This window comes from Erwinia typographi (assembly GCF_000773975.1).
Classification (GTDB): Bacteria; Pseudomonadota; Gammaproteobacteria; order Enterobacterales; family Enterobacteriaceae; genus Erwinia; species Erwinia typographi.
This window is the reverse complement of record NZ_JRUQ01000056.1, coordinates 22,880-36,053: the sequence shown is the minus strand read 5'-3', so window position 1 is coordinate 36,053 and position 13,174 is coordinate 22,880. Positions and strand designations below refer to the sequence as shown.

General features: G+C 53.0%; 17 protein-coding genes. 14 read left to right on the top strand and 3 right to left on the bottom strand.

Annotated elements, in window-relative coordinates; all coding sequences use genetic code 11:
• Nucleotides 1–188 precede the first annotated feature (188 nt).
• From NG99_RS19880 to NG99_RS19845, 8 genes are all read left to right on the top strand, one after another.
• Nucleotides 189–1,328 (top strand): M24 family metallopeptidase, encoded by a 1,140-nt coding sequence (locus NG99_RS19880; protein WP_052130797.1) that lies wholly within the window; start codon nucleotides 189–191, stop codon nucleotides 1,326–1,328.
• Nucleotides 1,318–2,481: a M24 family metallopeptidase gene (locus NG99_RS19875; protein ID WP_052130796.1), complete on the top strand. Its 1,164-nt coding sequence runs from the start codon at nucleotides 1,318–1,320 to the stop codon at nucleotides 2,479–2,481. Before NG99_RS19880 ends, NG99_RS19875 begins: the two co-directional genes overlap by 11 nt.
• A complete protein-coding gene (locus NG99_RS19870; RefSeq protein ID WP_034896792.1) occupies nucleotides 2,481–2,996 on the top strand; it encodes a flavin reductase family protein in 516 nt (171 codons plus the stop codon). Before NG99_RS19875 ends, NG99_RS19870 begins: the two co-directional genes overlap by 1 nt.
• 90 nt (nucleotides 2,997–3,086) lie before the next feature.
• On the top strand, nucleotides 3,087–3,740 hold the full coding sequence (locus NG99_RS19865) for a GntR family transcriptional regulator (RefSeq protein WP_034896791.1): 654 nt from the start codon (nucleotides 3,087–3,089) through the stop codon (nucleotides 3,738–3,740).
• Nucleotides 3,741–3,918: 178 nt separating this feature from the next.
• Entirely contained in the window at nucleotides 3,919–4,107 is a 189-nt protein-coding gene (locus NG99_RS19860) for a YegP family protein (RefSeq protein ID WP_034896790.1), read from the top strand.
• Between the two features lie 469 nt (nucleotides 4,108–4,576).
• A complete protein-coding gene (locus tag NG99_RS19855; RefSeq protein ID WP_034896789.1) occupies nucleotides 4,577–5,323 on the top strand; it encodes an SDR family oxidoreductase in 747 nt (248 codons plus the stop codon).
• A 24-nt stretch (nucleotides 5,324–5,347) separates the two neighbouring features.
• Complete coding sequence (locus NG99_RS19850; RefSeq protein WP_034896788.1) at nucleotides 5,348–6,205, top strand: DJ-1/PfpI family protein; 858 nt, start codon at nucleotides 5,348–5,350, stop codon at nucleotides 6,203–6,205.
• Nucleotides 6,206–6,315: 110 nt separating this feature from the next.
• A complete protein-coding gene (locus NG99_RS19845) occupies nucleotides 6,316–6,780 on the top strand; it encodes a YybH family protein (RefSeq protein WP_034896787.1) in 465 nt (154 codons plus the stop codon).
• A 13-nt stretch (nucleotides 6,781–6,793) separates the two neighbouring features.
• Here the strand turns inward: NG99_RS19845 and NG99_RS19840 are convergent, their stop codons facing one another.
• Nucleotides 6,794–7,741 carry a GlxA family transcriptional regulator gene (locus NG99_RS19840; RefSeq protein ID WP_034896786.1) on the bottom strand — a complete coding sequence of 316 codons (948 nt, stop codon included), beginning with the start codon at nucleotides 7,739–7,741 and terminating at the stop codon, nucleotides 6,794–6,796.
• A 468-nt stretch (nucleotides 7,742–8,209) separates the two neighbouring features.
• On the opposite strand from NG99_RS19840, the gene NG99_RS19835 reads away from it, so the two are divergent.
• From NG99_RS19835 to speG, 3 genes are all read left to right on the top strand, one after another.
• On the top strand, nucleotides 8,210–8,563 hold the full coding sequence (locus NG99_RS19835) for a hypothetical protein (RefSeq protein ID WP_034896785.1): 354 nt from the start codon (nucleotides 8,210–8,212) through the stop codon (nucleotides 8,561–8,563).
• 533 nt (nucleotides 8,564–9,096) lie between these two features.
• Nucleotides 9,097–9,963 (top strand): nucleoside-specific channel-forming protein Tsx, encoded by an 867-nt coding sequence (locus NG99_RS19830; protein WP_034896784.1) that lies wholly within the window; start codon nucleotides 9,097–9,099, stop codon nucleotides 9,961–9,963.
• Nucleotides 9,964–10,104: 141 nt separating this feature from the next.
• Nucleotides 10,105–10,662, top strand: a complete 558-nt coding sequence (speG, locus tag NG99_RS19825; RefSeq protein WP_034896839.1) for a spermidine N1-acetyltransferase — start codon at nucleotides 10,105–10,107, stop codon at nucleotides 10,660–10,662.
• Between the two features lie 61 nt (nucleotides 10,663–10,723).
• Here speG and NG99_RS19820 read toward each other — a convergent pair whose 3' ends face one another.
• Entirely contained in the window at nucleotides 10,724–11,143 is a 420-nt protein-coding gene (locus NG99_RS19820) for a hypothetical protein (RefSeq protein ID WP_034896783.1), read from the bottom strand.
• Between the two features lie 261 nt (nucleotides 11,144–11,404).
• Entirely contained in the window at nucleotides 11,405–11,740 is a 336-nt protein-coding gene (locus NG99_RS19815) for a DUF2002 family protein (protein WP_034896781.1), read from the bottom strand.
• Nucleotides 11,741–11,902: 162 nt separating this feature from the next.
• Between NG99_RS19815 and NG99_RS19810 the strand changes: the two genes are divergently transcribed.
• The 3 genes from NG99_RS19810 to nrdI all read left to right on the top strand — a co-directional run bounded on the left by NG99_RS19810 (nucleotide 11,903) and on the right by nrdI (nucleotide 13,164).
• Nucleotides 11,903–12,229, top strand: a complete 327-nt coding sequence (locus NG99_RS19810) for a DUF883 family protein (protein ID WP_034896780.1) — start codon at nucleotides 11,903–11,905, stop codon at nucleotides 12,227–12,229.
• A gap of 277 nt (nucleotides 12,230–12,506) precedes the next feature.
• Complete coding sequence (gene nrdH, locus NG99_RS19805; RefSeq protein WP_034896777.1) at nucleotides 12,507–12,749, top strand: glutaredoxin-like protein NrdH; 243 nt, start codon at nucleotides 12,507–12,509, stop codon at nucleotides 12,747–12,749.
• A 4-nt stretch (nucleotides 12,750–12,753) separates the two neighbouring features.
• A complete protein-coding gene (nrdI, locus tag NG99_RS19800; RefSeq protein WP_034896774.1) occupies nucleotides 12,754–13,164 on the top strand; it encodes a class Ib ribonucleoside-diphosphate reductase assembly flavoprotein NrdI in 411 nt (136 codons plus the stop codon).
• Nucleotides 13,165–13,174 lie beyond the last annotated feature (10 nt).

The following is a 13,174-nucleotide window of genomic DNA, read 5'->3' as shown; positions in this document are numbered from 1 at the left end:
AAACACTCCTGATAATGACGATCTGGTAATGTGAATAACCGGTATCCGCTGCAATTTGGCCCGGTGATAAAGCTCTTGACAGCAGAAATATTGCTACTCAGTATGTATTCTGTATACACAATGTTGGTCATATTTTTTTCATATGTTGATTAATAGTTAAACAGCATTGTTTCTGAGGAGAGCTGGATATGCTGCATACCGTTCCTGATCCGTCCTTCCAGTGCCGTCAACGGCTGGCCGAGTCACTACGCCGTGAGCAAATGGACTGGGCTCTGATTGGCGCTGGGCCAGGTTTCAGCTATTTCACCGGGAGACGGCCGATTATTACCGAACGATTACTGGTATTGCTGGTAAGCGCAGAGGGAGAAGCCTGTTTGCTCGCGCCACTGTTACAGGCGCCGTTGTATCAGGAAATTGAGGGTGTCGAGGTTTTCACCTGGGCTGACGGCGAGGATGCCATCGCCAGGCTGGCAGAGATTCTCAATCGCAATCAGCCACAGCGTATTGCCGTCAACGATGAGTTCTACAGCGGCTTTCTGCTTCCACTCCAGGCGCAGAGTACCGCGCGCTTTCTCCGCGGACAGGATGTCATTGACGCCGCGCGGTGCCAAAAACAGCCCGAGGAGATTGTTGGTTTGCAACACGCCGCGAAGGCAATTGACCGCGTCTGGCAGCGGTTTTGCGACAGTTGCGGCGCGCTGGCGGGACAAACAGAGTTTGCGCTGCGGGACCGAATACGTCACCTGATGCAGCAGGAAGGGTTCAGCGAAATCAGTTGGATTGATGTGGGCGCTGGCGCGAACGGGGCATCGTCTTTGCATCATGGCAGTGAGAAGGTGATAGCGTCAGACGAGCCCGTAGTGTTTGACTTCGCCGGCTGTCTTGATGGCTATTATGGCGATATCTGTCGGGTGGCGATCACCGGCAACATCCCTGCGGATTATCAGGCGCTGTACGATATTGTCCTGCACGCTCAGGAAGCGGCCTTTCAACAAATCAGGCCCGGCGTCAGCGCTGAGAGCATCGATCTTACCGCGCGCAGAATTATCGCCCAGGCGGGCTATGGTGATTATTTTACCCATCGGACAGGACATGGCATCGGCGTGGCAGCTCATGAAACGCCCTGGATTGTAAAGGGAAACGTTCAGCCGCTTGGTCTGAATATGGTGTTCTCTATCGAACCCGGCATTTATCTACCCCAACGCTGGGGCGTACGGATTGAAGATATTGTGATTGTCACCGCCGAGGGCGCACAGCGTCTGACGCAAAGTCCTCGTTTAATCGTGGTCATCGACGCTGCTGCGGAGGCTGTAAGCTATGCCAACTGAGGTTTCTCCGGGTACGGCTGGTCGGGCATTTCCTGTCGAAGAATACCAGTCACGCGTTGCGATGTTACGCACCACCATGCAGCTACAGGGTGTTGAACTGCTGATTATCGATCAGTTTGAACATCTGGCGTATTTCACCGGCCATATACCGACCGCCGCAATGTATCAGTGTTGTCTGCTGCCGCTGCAAGGCGAGCCGCTAATGGTGGTGCGCAACCTGGACGGTCCGATGCTGGAAGAAATGAGTTGGGTACGATCAAGCGTACTTTTTTCCGACAGCGACGATCCGCTGGCGCTGGTCGCGCAGATTATTGGCCAACGCGGCTGGCATCGTAGCGCGATCGGCGTAGAAACCGACTCCCATTTTCTGCTCGCACGTCGCCTGCACCAGCTAAAAAGCGCCTTGCCAGAGGCTCGATTCCTCGACTTTTCCGGCCATATGTGGGAACAACGATTGTACAAATCGCCGCGTGAAATCGACTACCTGCGTCACTGTAGCCACATTTGCGACAGCGCCACGCTGGCGGGCGTTCGTGCTGTCGGCATTAGCGTCAACGAACGGCACGTCGCCGCTGAAATCACGCGCTGCGCGCTTGAGGAAGGCGCGGATAATACCCGGCTATTACTGATGCAATCCGGTCCGCGATCCAGTACGTTACACGGCGGCCTGGGGCAACGTATCCTGCAACGGGGCGATATCGTTCATATTGAAATGGTTCCCCACTATCGGGGATATACCGCGCGATCCATGCGCCCGGTAATTATCGGTGAGCCGGACGCCGCCACGCTGACCGTAGCGCAGCAACTGGTGGCTTGCCAGGATGCGCAGTTTGCCGCCATGCGCCCCGGCGCGCACGCGGGAGAAGTCGATCGCCTGTTGCGGGATGCGGTGCTGAAACTGGGGCTGCGCGAAACCTATACCAACATCAGTGGTTACACGCTGGGGCTGGTCTGTATCCCGCGCACCAGCGACTTCACTCGTGTGTTCCTGCCGGACAGCGATTGGTATCTGAAGGCGGGGATGGTATTCCACATGTATGTCTGGGCGCAGGGCATGGCATTCAGTGAAACCGTCCTGATCACCGATCGCGGCGCCGAGCGGCTGACCCAGCTTGAGCGCCACTTGTTTATTGCCAGCGGAGAATCAGCCTGATGACAACCTCTGCACTTACAACGCCTTTACCGGCGACGGCAATACGCGAATTCCGCCATGCTCTGGGGCAATTCGCCACCGGCGTGACCGTCGTCACGGCCAGACAGCCTGACGGTTCTCTGTTGGGGATGACGGTCAGTTCATTTAATAGCCTGTCGCTGAATCCACCGCTGGTTCTGTTCAGCCTGGCGCAGCACTCAACCAGTGGAACGACGTTACGCGAGTTGGATCATTACGCGATCAATGTGCTGAGTCAGGAACAAAGTGAGCTTTCCGGTCATTTCGCCCGGCCTGGCGATAAAAGCTGGTCTGGCATCGCCTGGCGACCGGGAGAATATGACCTGCCGTTGCTGGAGGGAGCGTTAGCCAGCTTTGAATGTGCTTCCTGGAACCATTATGAAGGCGGGGACCACATCATCTTTTTGGGGCAGGTCATGGCGTATCATTTGCCGCAGCCAACGACATCTCCGCTGATTTTCTTTCGTGGCGGCTATCACGCACTGCGCAGCGACTGATGTCGCCTGCTATGCGTTGGCCGGTGCATAGCGCTCGGTCCAACAGTAGTGTAATATTTTTTTATGTTTCAACTGACAATGGGTGACCAGATGGAAATGTTACAAATAGCCGAACGAGAGCCAGTGGTGAATCATGTCTACCGCGAGTTACGTCAGGCTATTTTACAGGGACGCTTTCCTCCGGCGTCACGCCTGATCGAAACCAAACTGGCCGAACTCCTGAATGTCAGTCGTACACCGGTCCGCGAGGCCGTCTTGCGGCTGGAAAGTGAAGGACTGGTAAAACGTATGCACGGCAAAGGGCTGCTGGTACAGGATACCCGTTCCAAAATCTCCGAAGTGGTGATCATTCGTCAGTCACTGGAAGGCGCAGCAGCCCGTCTGGCCTGTGTTAACGCCAGCGATGACGACATCGCGCATCTGGTTTCGTTGTCTCATCAGGGAAGAGAGGCTATCGACAAGGGGACATCAGTTAAAGAACGTGCGCAGCTCGATAAGCAGTTTCATATGCAGCTGGCACACGCGTCGCATAGCCAGCGACTGGCCAGCCTGATAGAAGAGTTCTATGCCTATTCGTTCAGTGAACTGGTTCCTTCCGGCCATCACGATGAATCAGAGTTGCTGCAGCAACAACATATTGAAATAGCCGATGCAGTGATGAAGCGTGATGCAGAACGTGCAGAAGCCGCTGTCCGTCAGCATCTGGAGACCACGCTACAATCTATTCGCGCCCGCATTGGTTAAGGGTCGCTCCCCTGCATAACCCATGCGGGGTTTTAGGGATCTTCCAGCCTTGCGAAAAAAATGAGCGATAACCTATTCCTGCAAAATGATTAGGCAATTTTATTGATTAATAAACATCATTGATGGATATTTAAGCGACCGGAGCATGAGGCACCGGGATTCGATAAGGAGATATCTCATGGGTTATTACCTTCTGAAAAAAAGCATAAAATCGGTGCAGGATCAGAAATTTTATTTCGTCCTGAAAGCAAGCAATGGCGAAACCATTGCTACCAGTGAAATGTACTTAACCAAGCAGGGAGCGCAAACAGGGATAAGATCGGTGCAGCAGAATGGCAGCACGGTTGATGTCCGTGATGAGACTTAACGCCGCGGCATAATTAAAGGGCTGATAGCGGCCCTTTAATCATTATGGTATTACACTCCAGCCAGACCCATTTTTTTTCAAAACATGTTCAATGACCTTTACCGCTACGATTTCAAACCAGCCCGATGGGGATTAACCTCTGTAGGTTTCCTTCAAATAGTGTCCGACCAGGCGAAAAATTTTCTCCGTAAGGAAAATGTTAAATAATCCATATCTCCTGCAACCCAAATTGAAAAATACATCTCTGTATTGCCCCCCCCCCCTTCTAAACCAATACGTGCCCCTCATCTTCAGGACAGGTGATCCCCTCCCGGCCCTCAACGTCTCTTTTTAAGGGATATACGACCTTTACGCCATGAGCCGTCAGTTTCAGAATGGGCCGAAAGGTTGAGCTAAGGCAGCGTCGCCGCTGGCGATTGCGCACCGTCGCTACAGCCAAATCACACCCAATCGGCCAGAGGAACAGAAAATGAGACTGAAGAATAAAACGGCACTCATCACCGGCGGTACCAGCGGTATCGGCCTGGCAACGGCAAAGCTGTTTATTGCCGAAGGAGCAAAGGTCGCGGTTACTGGCCGCGATGATGCCGTATTTGAGCGAGTCAGAGCTGAGCTGGGCGAGGATGCGCTCATTCTGAAGGGCGACGTTCGCTCACTTGAAGAGATGAATGCAATCGCGGCAGTAATAAAAGAGAAGTTCGGTGGACTGGATATTGTCTTTGCCAACGCCGGGCTGGCGGCACGATCCCCAATCAGCGACATCAATGACAAACTTTTTGCTGACATTATGGATATCAACGTTAAGGGAACGGTATTCACGCTCCAGTCAATGTTGCCGCAGTTACGCAAGGGCGCGTCATTCATTATGAACACTTCATTTGTCGCGCAGACCGGCCAGCATAATATCTCGTTAACCGCAGCGGCTAAAGCGGCGCTGCGCTCTCTGGCCCGCAGTTGGTCTTACGAATTCCTGGATCGCCAGATTCGCTTTAACGCTATCGCTCCCGGAGGAATAGACACGCCCCTGCACAACAAGCTGCACCAATCCAGTGAGGAGGCTCGCCACTTCAAGAATGAGTTCGCCAAATTCGTCCCGGTGGGATACATGGGCAAAGCCGAGGACATAGCCTACGCGGCACTCTATCTTGCCAGCGATGAATCCTCCTACGTTGTCGGCACTGAACTTGTCGTCGATGGCGGCGCTTCACAACTTTGAGCCTCAGCACTGGGAAAAAAGACGATGACAAATGAGATTGAAAATAACGGTTCTGGCGAGCAGCTAAGTAACCGGGGCCATTCACGCCGCGATGTTCTCCGGTTAGGAAGCTTTGCCACGCTTGGCGCGATACTGGGCAGTGGGATTATGCTGGGCGGCGCTACCCCGGCCTTCGCGCAGAAGGTCGACGGTACGACGAAACAACTCGCCAGCGAACCGCTCAACATTGTTTTTGCTGTTTACAACGGGGGGACGCTATTGGACTTCGCCGGTCCCAGTGAGGTTTTTCACCGCCTGCCGAATACAAACGTTCGCTATGCCAGTCTCAATGGGGGAACCGTCACTCTGGAGTTTGGTGTCAAGTACGGCCATACCGAGCGGCTGGCGGATATCCGCGAGACTGACTTAATCATGGTACCTGGTGGCTCGGACATGACTGAAGCCATGCACCCAGAGTTCCTGGCACAGATACGCCGACTGGCTGAAAGCGCCAAATATATTACCTCGGTCTGTACGGGATCGCTCTCGCTGGCAGCCGCAGGCGTGCTCAAGGGCAAGAGGAGTGCCTGTCACTGGGCCTTCGTCAATAATCTGGCTAAGTACGGCGCTATTCCGGTGACGGATCGTTTTGTTGAGGATGACAACGGCAGGTTTATGAGCGGCGGAGGCGTAACCTCAGGGATTGATTTCGCGCTGCGTGTTGCCGGGAAGTTGAAAGGCAAGCAGAGTGCCGAATTCACCCAGCTTGTCATCGAATATGATCCCGCTCCCCCTTTCCATTCGGGTCATCCACGAAGCGCACCGCCAGAAGTGCTCGCAATGGTTGAGAAAGTATTGCCCGGCGCAACCAAAGGGCTTGCACACATTCCCGGCATAAAATAGCCATCAACGACTGGCAGGTCCGGGGCTACCGTCGGGCCTGGCCATAACTCAATCCGTCATTGCATCAACCAATCGAAGCCGGGTGGATGTTAACTAAACAGGATCATCAGATGTCACGTTTAACGTTACGTTGCGCACTTCTCGCCTCCTGCGCCACGCTCCTTACTGTTCCTGCGCTTGCCATCGCTGGCGGAGCGCAAACCAGAGCCGAAACGGCAATAAAAGCGGAAAACGCTCGCTGGGCGGAGGCTTATGCCCGGGGCGATGATGAAGCTATCAGTAGCTTCTACACCGATGACGGCATGTTACTGCCGCCTGGTGAAGAACGTGTTGTGGGGCGAAAAGCCATCTCCGCCTATTTTAAAAATATCAGGGGAAAAGCGGCGCCAGGCTCAGTAAGTTTTAGTCATTTCGAATTCTATGGTAATGAGCTGATGATGACGGAAATTTCGAACGATGAAATTCGTGACTATCAGGGCAAGCTTGTCGCACGCGGCAAGCAGACGCTCGTTTTCCTTAAGCAGAATGGCAGATGGAAACTGCATCGCGACATGTGGAGCGCTAATGGTCCCTGATAGTTACCAGAGATCAGCGCTCGCTGTCCCTTCGGTCTGCTCTTCTTACTGATTGAGGCGGGTGCCCAAGAAGCTTGATAAAAGCACGACGCATACGCTCAGGATCGGTAAAGCCCACGGCCAGGGCGATTTGTTCGATGGGTTCGCTCCCCTCCTGCAATCGTAATCGTGCCGCCTCAACGCGCAGGCGTTCGACAGCTTTAGCCGGTGTTTCGCCCGTTTCACGGCGAAACACCCGGCCGAACTGCCTCGGGCTTAACCTTGCGGCCTCAGCAAGCCGTTCTACCGGCAGCGTTTCATCCAGATGTTCTCTGGCGAAATTCAGCGCCATACGAATACGGTCCGACTCCGGCTCCATTTGTGACATAGCGGAAAACTGAGACTGCCCGCCTGGCCGACGCCAGGGAACAACCAGGTGTCTGGCTATAGCGTGGGTAATTTCAGCGCTCAAATCTTTTTCAAGCATAGCGAGCGATAAATCTATTCCGGCGGCAATGCCCGCCGATGTCCAGATGGGCCCGTCGGCGATAAAAATACTGTCAGCTTCGACCCTGATGTGCGGAAAGCAGGACTGTAGCCGGGCAGCATAATGCCAGTGAGTGGTGGCCCGACGCCCGTCCAGCAAGCCGGTTTCGGCCAGCAAAAACGCCCCGGTACATACGCTGGCTATCCGCGAGGCGCTGGCGGCCAGGTGCCTGGCTGCCTCAATGTTCTCAGGAGATTGCATGGTGTTGATATCCCCGCCGATAAATATGACGGTGTCAAAGCTCTCTGCGTCAAACGGCTTTGTCTCGATCGCCAACCCCGCATTGCCGGGGATCGAGCCACCGAACCGCGAGATGACGCTCAGCTCGTACGGACTCTGTCCGGCAACGGTAGCGACATGAACAAAGGCAGCGAGTGGGCCGGCAAGATCAAGCGCCTCATGGCCGCTACAAACAAAGAATCCAATACGATGCATGACAGGGTTTACCTGAGATCCGACTCAATGACTTATTTTACATGTAAACCTCAATTACGGTCAAAACGTTATTCTCTGACAAACCGGCCTTCAGCGGCGCAAAGCGGCGAAGAGCCAGATTTGCCACGCTGCACTGCATAAGAAATCATTCACCCGCAATCGATTCTGGCCATTTTTTATGCCACCAGATGACCGGTGTGCACTTTCGGATTACCGGCAACATTGAGTAAATCTCACCACAAAAAGCAACTAACGCAATGATAATCATCACATTTCCCACAAAAAACAGCCTCTGAAAAATTTTAGTAACAAAGTTATTTAGAGTTTTTGAAGCTTTTGGCAAAACAAAATCTGCCACTTTGTCTAAAATTCATCATGATATCTTTGTGGTTTATTTAAAAACCATAGGTTACTGAGCGTATCCTTTTCATTACATAGATAAAATTGATAACATTTGTTGAGGAAATTATGAAATCTACGATTCTGGCATTATCCGCTCTCCTGCTCGCTTCTCCTGTTTTTGCCGCCACTCACGCAACTGATGAAACCGTCGCGACGGCCAATCAAGGGGCAAACACTGCGAAAGAAAAGCTCCATCAGGCGCAAGACAAGGGTGAAGAGCTGAAGCTCAAATCCAAACATGCTGCCGAAGGTAAAAGCGATAATCTGACCAGTAAAGCAAGCGAAGGCACGCAAAAGACCTGGCATAAAGCCAAAGAAGGGACCGAGAAAGGGTGGGATGCGACTAAAGAAGGCACTCAGAAAGGATGGAACAAGACCAAAGAAGGCGCCAGCGAGCTTAAAAAGAAAGTAACCGAATAAGTTCAGCTTACTGGTAAACAAGAAAGGCCGCAAAAGCGGCCTTTCTTGTTTATGACCGCCCCGCTCAAAGCCAACAGCAATCTGCCGTACGATGGAACATTGCTGCATGACTTAGCTTTTCAGGTGCAGGGTAAAAACCCCTCCTATCCATAAGCCTTGCTTATTACACTTCCTCGCCGTTGAAACCGTTTTTCCAGTAAATTCTTGCCTGCGCTGCGGCTAATCTCTCGTTTCTGCGCAAGCAAACGATTCCCTTTGTCAGAAAATTGCTACGCGCTGCCTGATGGTGTCCCTGACCAACGGGTCAGATATATTTGTGACTTGCATCACACTTTAATTAAAGTGAAATGAAACAAGGTTTGACAAGTGTGAGCAATCTCTATTTCCTTAAGCGCGGATAGCGGCACACTGCCGCAGCATTCGACGCGGGTGTTTTTTGCTGTGAAAACAGCCACCCTTCTCTCTTCTGTTGACGACTTAACAAGACCATCGCAGTGGCTGTAGAAAATGGTCATTAAGCCTGTGGTAATATAATGAAATATAAAATTCTGATAGCTGGCGCGCTTGCCGCGCTCTCTTATAGTGCCTCTTCGACTGCTGCTACCGAATCACCGACCTACGTTTCGGACTGGTGGCATCAGAGCGTCAACGTGGTGGGAAGCTACCACACTCGTTTCGGGCCACAATTTAACAATGACGTTTATCTGGAATACGAAGCCTTTGCCAAAAAGGACTGGTTCGATTTCTACGGCTACATTGATGCCACCAACTTTTTCGGCGTGGGCAACTCCAACGCCAACGGTATCTTCGATCACGGCTCTCCGCTGTTTATGGAGATCGAACCGCGTTTCTCCATCGACAAGCTGACCAACACCGATCTGAGCTTCGGTCCGTTTAAAGAGTGGTACTTCGCTAACAACTATATCTACGATATGGGCCACAACAGCGCTAATCGCCAGAACACCTGGTATATGGGGCTGGGTACCGATATCGACACCCATTCCGACATCGGTCTGTCGCTGAACGTCTACGCCAAATATCAGTGGGAAAACTATGGTGCGGCGAACGAAAACAGCTGGGATGGCTACCGCTTCAAGGTGAAATATTTCGTGCCGATTACGACCCTGTGGGGCGGTAACCTGGGCTATGTGGGCTTCACCAACTTTGACTGGGGCTCCGACCTGCGCGATGAGACTGGTCCGTCCCGTACCAGCAACTCCATCGCCTCCAGCCATATTCTTTCGCTGGGCTACGATCACTGGCACTACTCGCTTGTGGCGCGTTATTTCCACAACGGCGGGCAGTGGGCAGATGGCCAGGAGCTGAACTTCGGCAACGGCCAGTTTGAAGTGAAATCCACCGGCTGGGGTTACTACCTGGTCGTCGGTTACAACTTCTGATGCCTTAACGATTCTTAAACGCCAGCGTCTTAAACCGCGCTGGCGTTACCGTTTCTGCCGTTGTGCCGTGCCTTTCCCGCGCTTCAGACGTATAATTTCCGTGGCAATGTTGCCTCTGCTAAAGGAATTTTTATGTCTGCCATGCCAGCCGGAGACGGCCTGAAACTTCGCCCGCTTGAGCGCGAAGACTTACGCTTTGTCCACCAGCTTGATAACAACGCCAGCGTGATGCGCTACTGGTTCGAAGAGCCGTATGAAGCCTTCGTGGAGCTTTCGGACCTGTATGATAAACACATTCACGATCAGAGCGAGCGGCGGTTTGTCGTTGAGCATGAGGGGGATAAGGCGGGGCTGGTCGAACTGGTTGAAATTAACCATATTCATCGACGTGCGGAGTTTCAGATCATTATCGCCCCACCCCATCAGGGCAAAGGGCTGGCAAGCAAGGCCGTCAAGCTGGCGATGGAGTACGGTTTCTCGGTGCTCAACCTTTATAAGCTCTATCTGATCGTCGATAAAGAGAACGCGAAAGCGATCCACATCTATTCCAAGCTGGGCTTTGAAATCGAAGGGGAGCTGATCCACGAGTTCTTTATCAATGGCGAATACCGCAACACCATTCGCATGTGCATCTTCCAGCATCAATACCTGGCGAAGAACGCGCCAGCGCACACAATGGTTAACACCACAGCACAGTAGTAACCAGAAGATCGCCGAATGGCGATCGGTTTATACGGGGAAACTGGCGTCCCCGTCTGGGTTACCCGCGTGCGCCTACCGGATTCATGATGGTATGCACCCTCTCAGGCTGGATGTTGTACATTCCGCCGTTAAACGGATCGACAATCAGCCAGCCTGGAATGCCGCCCAGCGGGATGTTGCCGAGGAGGTACCAAAGGTTCGCTCTCTCCTCCAGCGGAATGGTCTGCGGCACGTAGCCATCGCGTTCCAGCTGTAGCGTATACTTCTTCTTGCCAAAATAAGAGCCGTCAGACTTCAGCAGCGAGACCGTTTTAGGGGTAATGCCCTCTGCAACCGCCCGCCCCGTTTCGTCCTGTACCACAAACCTCACGCCCTGCGGCCAGGTCTGAATCGCTACGTCCTGGGACTGATCGCCCACGATGCTTGCGCACCCGGTCAGTAACCCCGCCGCGGCCAGCGCCAATAATAGCCTTTTCATAAGCTTTCCTGCCTGAGTAAATGGTCAGAATAGTCTAAGCGGAGTCGGGGGGATTTTCATTAGCAACGCCCGATAATTGCGGGCGTAATAAGCCAAATTTTCAGCGGGTTATCGTGAAGGGCAGCAGTGGATGCTGGCAGCAGAATTCACCATCTGACGTCCGCGCGGTCAGCGTTAGCGGCGGGGAGAGTGTGGAAGTAGCGGCAGGGAGGACGTATTTTTTCAGCGCGGCCTGCGCTGAAAATTCACCAGGCTGAAGGATCAGCCGAACATGTTCATAAGGTAGCGTTCAAGAGCAGCGCGAGAGCTGAATCCATGAGGAATGCCGTAGTGATCCTGAGTTTCCCCGGCGAGGTACATCGGGAACTCCACGTAGTGATCGCAGGATTTCATGTCAGAGGCCGGGTGAGCAAAGCTATGGCTTTTCTCTTTCAACGTAGGGTGTATAACCAGAGCAGTACGGCCCATGCGCGCTTCGCGGTTAACGTAGACGTAATTCTCCCCGCGGCGGTAACCATAAGCTTTTGCGGTGACCGCATCCATTTCAAATCCCGCACTTTCCAGTACGCGAGCAACCTCATCAGGGCGTAAATACATACTCATTCCTCTAAAACGTGCCAACCCTGCAACCTTACAACAGTGTTAACGCCGGGTGCTTTCGGAATAATCCATAAACGCCCTGCTTTTCGGTCCGGGCCACTAAAAACTGGCATAAAGGTCTATAGTAAATAGTACGTTTTATTTTCAGGGGAGAGATAAATGTTTAACCGAAACACCAAAAATCAGGACATTGATATCAATCAGGACGTCACTCAGTTGGCCGATACCCTGGACGACCTGCTGAAATCTTACGGTAGTAAAACCAAAGATGAAGTAGATGGCGCACGTTCCCGCGCGGAAGCGCTGCTGAAAGAGACACGCGCTAAATTGCACGGCAATAATCGGTTTACTCAGGCAGCGAAAGAGGCTGGCGGCCAGGTAGATGCTTATGTGCGCGACAAACCGTGGCACGGCGTTGGCATCGGCACGGCATTAGGTATTTTTGTGGGGGCGTTGATAGCAACGACCACCTCATCACGTAACTGACTTCGCTTAGTTTTCCTGCAAATCCCTGCGGCTGGCGCCGTGGGGATTTTTTTTTGCCGCTCTGACTCTGCCGCACCCTGCGTCAGACAAGGGTTCCCTGCCCCTGCAACAAAAAAAATTCGTAAGGCCTGGATATTGTGGGGTTGCATTATCAAACCACTATATCTAGTATCTATCTTATCAACTCAGCCACTACATGTGGTTACATGGCGGCACCGGAAGTAGCAAAAAGTGTGCCAGACGAGACGTTAATCAACGAACAAGGTAAATACGAATCATGCGCATTATTATTTACACAAAAAACAACTGTGTCCAGTGCAATGCGACAAAAAATGCGATGGATAAGCAAGGCATCAATTACCAGTTGGTTAACCTCGATCATGAACCCGCCGCCGTTGAAACCCTGAAGTCGATGGGCTACCGCCAGGTTCCCGTCGTGATGGCGGCAGAAGATCACTGGAGTGGCTTCCGCCCGGACAAGATCTCCGCGCTGCGCCAACTGTCGGCGATGCAGGGTTAAGATCGTGTCTACGCTGGTCTATTTTTCCAGCCAGTCAGAAAACACCCACCGCTTCGTCAGCCGTACCGGCCTGCCGGCTCGCCGCATCCCGCTGGATGCCGCGCAGCGCTTGCAGGTCGATAAGCCCTACATCCTGGTGGTGCCCAGCTACGGCGGCGGCACCAGCCGGGGCGCGGTGCCGAAGCAAGTTATCCAGTTTTTGAACGATGTCAGTAACCGCCAGCTTATTCGCGGAGTGATTGCCGCAGGCAACCGCAATTTTGGTGAGGCCTACTGCCTGGCAGGCAGCATCATCGCGCAGAAATGTCGCGTGCCCTGCCTGTACCGCTTTGAACTGCTGGGCACCGCCGACGACATCGCCAACGTTTATCAGGGAGTAACCGAATTTTGGCAGCGACAGACCATACCCTCATAACCCCGAATCC

What these genes read in the sequence shown, in the direction of transcription:
- NG99_RS19820 (WP_034896783.1), bottom strand. Translation starts at nt 11,143, where the DNA reads ATGAAAAGGCTATTATTGGCGCTGGCCGCGGCGGGGTTACTGACCGGG.
- NG99_RS19880 (WP_052130797.1), top strand. Translation starts at nt 189, where the DNA reads ATGCTGCATACCGTTCCTGATCCGTCCTTCCAGTGCCGTCAACGGCTG.
- speG (WP_034896839.1), top strand. Translation starts at nt 10,105, where the DNA reads ATGCCAGCCGGAGACGGCCTGAAACTTCGCCCGCTTGAGCGCGAAGAC.
- NG99_RS19875 (WP_052130796.1), top strand. Translation starts at nt 1,318, where the DNA reads ATGCCAACTGAGGTTTCTCCGGGTACGGCTGGTCGGGCATTTCCTGTC.
- nrdH (WP_034896777.1), top strand. Translation starts at nt 12,507, where the DNA reads ATGCGCATTATTATTTACACAAAAAACAACTGTGTCCAGTGCAATGCG.
- NG99_RS19830 (WP_034896784.1), top strand. Translation starts at nt 9,097, where the DNA reads ATGAAATATAAAATTCTGATAGCTGGCGCGCTTGCCGCGCTCTCTTAT.
- NG99_RS19865 (WP_034896791.1), top strand. Translation starts at nt 3,087, where the DNA reads ATGGAAATGTTACAAATAGCCGAACGAGAGCCAGTGGTGAATCATGTC.
- NG99_RS19860 (WP_034896790.1), top strand. Translation starts at nt 3,919, where the DNA reads ATGGGTTATTACCTTCTGAAAAAAAGCATAAAATCGGTGCAGGATCAG.
- NG99_RS19815 (WP_034896781.1), bottom strand. Translation starts at nt 11,740, where the DNA reads ATGTATTTACGCCCTGATGAGGTTGCTCGCGTACTGGAAAGTGCGGGA.
- NG99_RS19845 (WP_034896787.1), top strand. Translation starts at nt 6,316, where the DNA reads ATGTCACGTTTAACGTTACGTTGCGCACTTCTCGCCTCCTGCGCCACG.
- NG99_RS19810 (WP_034896780.1), top strand. Translation starts at nt 11,903, where the DNA reads ATGTTTAACCGAAACACCAAAAATCAGGACATTGATATCAATCAGGAC.
- NG99_RS19835 (WP_034896785.1), top strand. Translation starts at nt 8,210, where the DNA reads ATGAAATCTACGATTCTGGCATTATCCGCTCTCCTGCTCGCTTCTCCT.
- NG99_RS19855 (WP_034896789.1), top strand. Translation starts at nt 4,577, where the DNA reads ATGAGACTGAAGAATAAAACGGCACTCATCACCGGCGGTACCAGCGGT.
- NG99_RS19870 (WP_034896792.1), top strand. Translation starts at nt 2,481, where the DNA reads ATGACAACCTCTGCACTTACAACGCCTTTACCGGCGACGGCAATACGC.
- NG99_RS19840 (WP_034896786.1), bottom strand. Translation starts at nt 7,741, where the DNA reads ATGCATCGTATTGGATTCTTTGTTTGTAGCGGCCATGAGGCGCTTGAT.
- NG99_RS19850 (WP_034896788.1), top strand. Translation starts at nt 5,348, where the DNA reads ATGACAAATGAGATTGAAAATAACGGTTCTGGCGAGCAGCTAAGTAAC.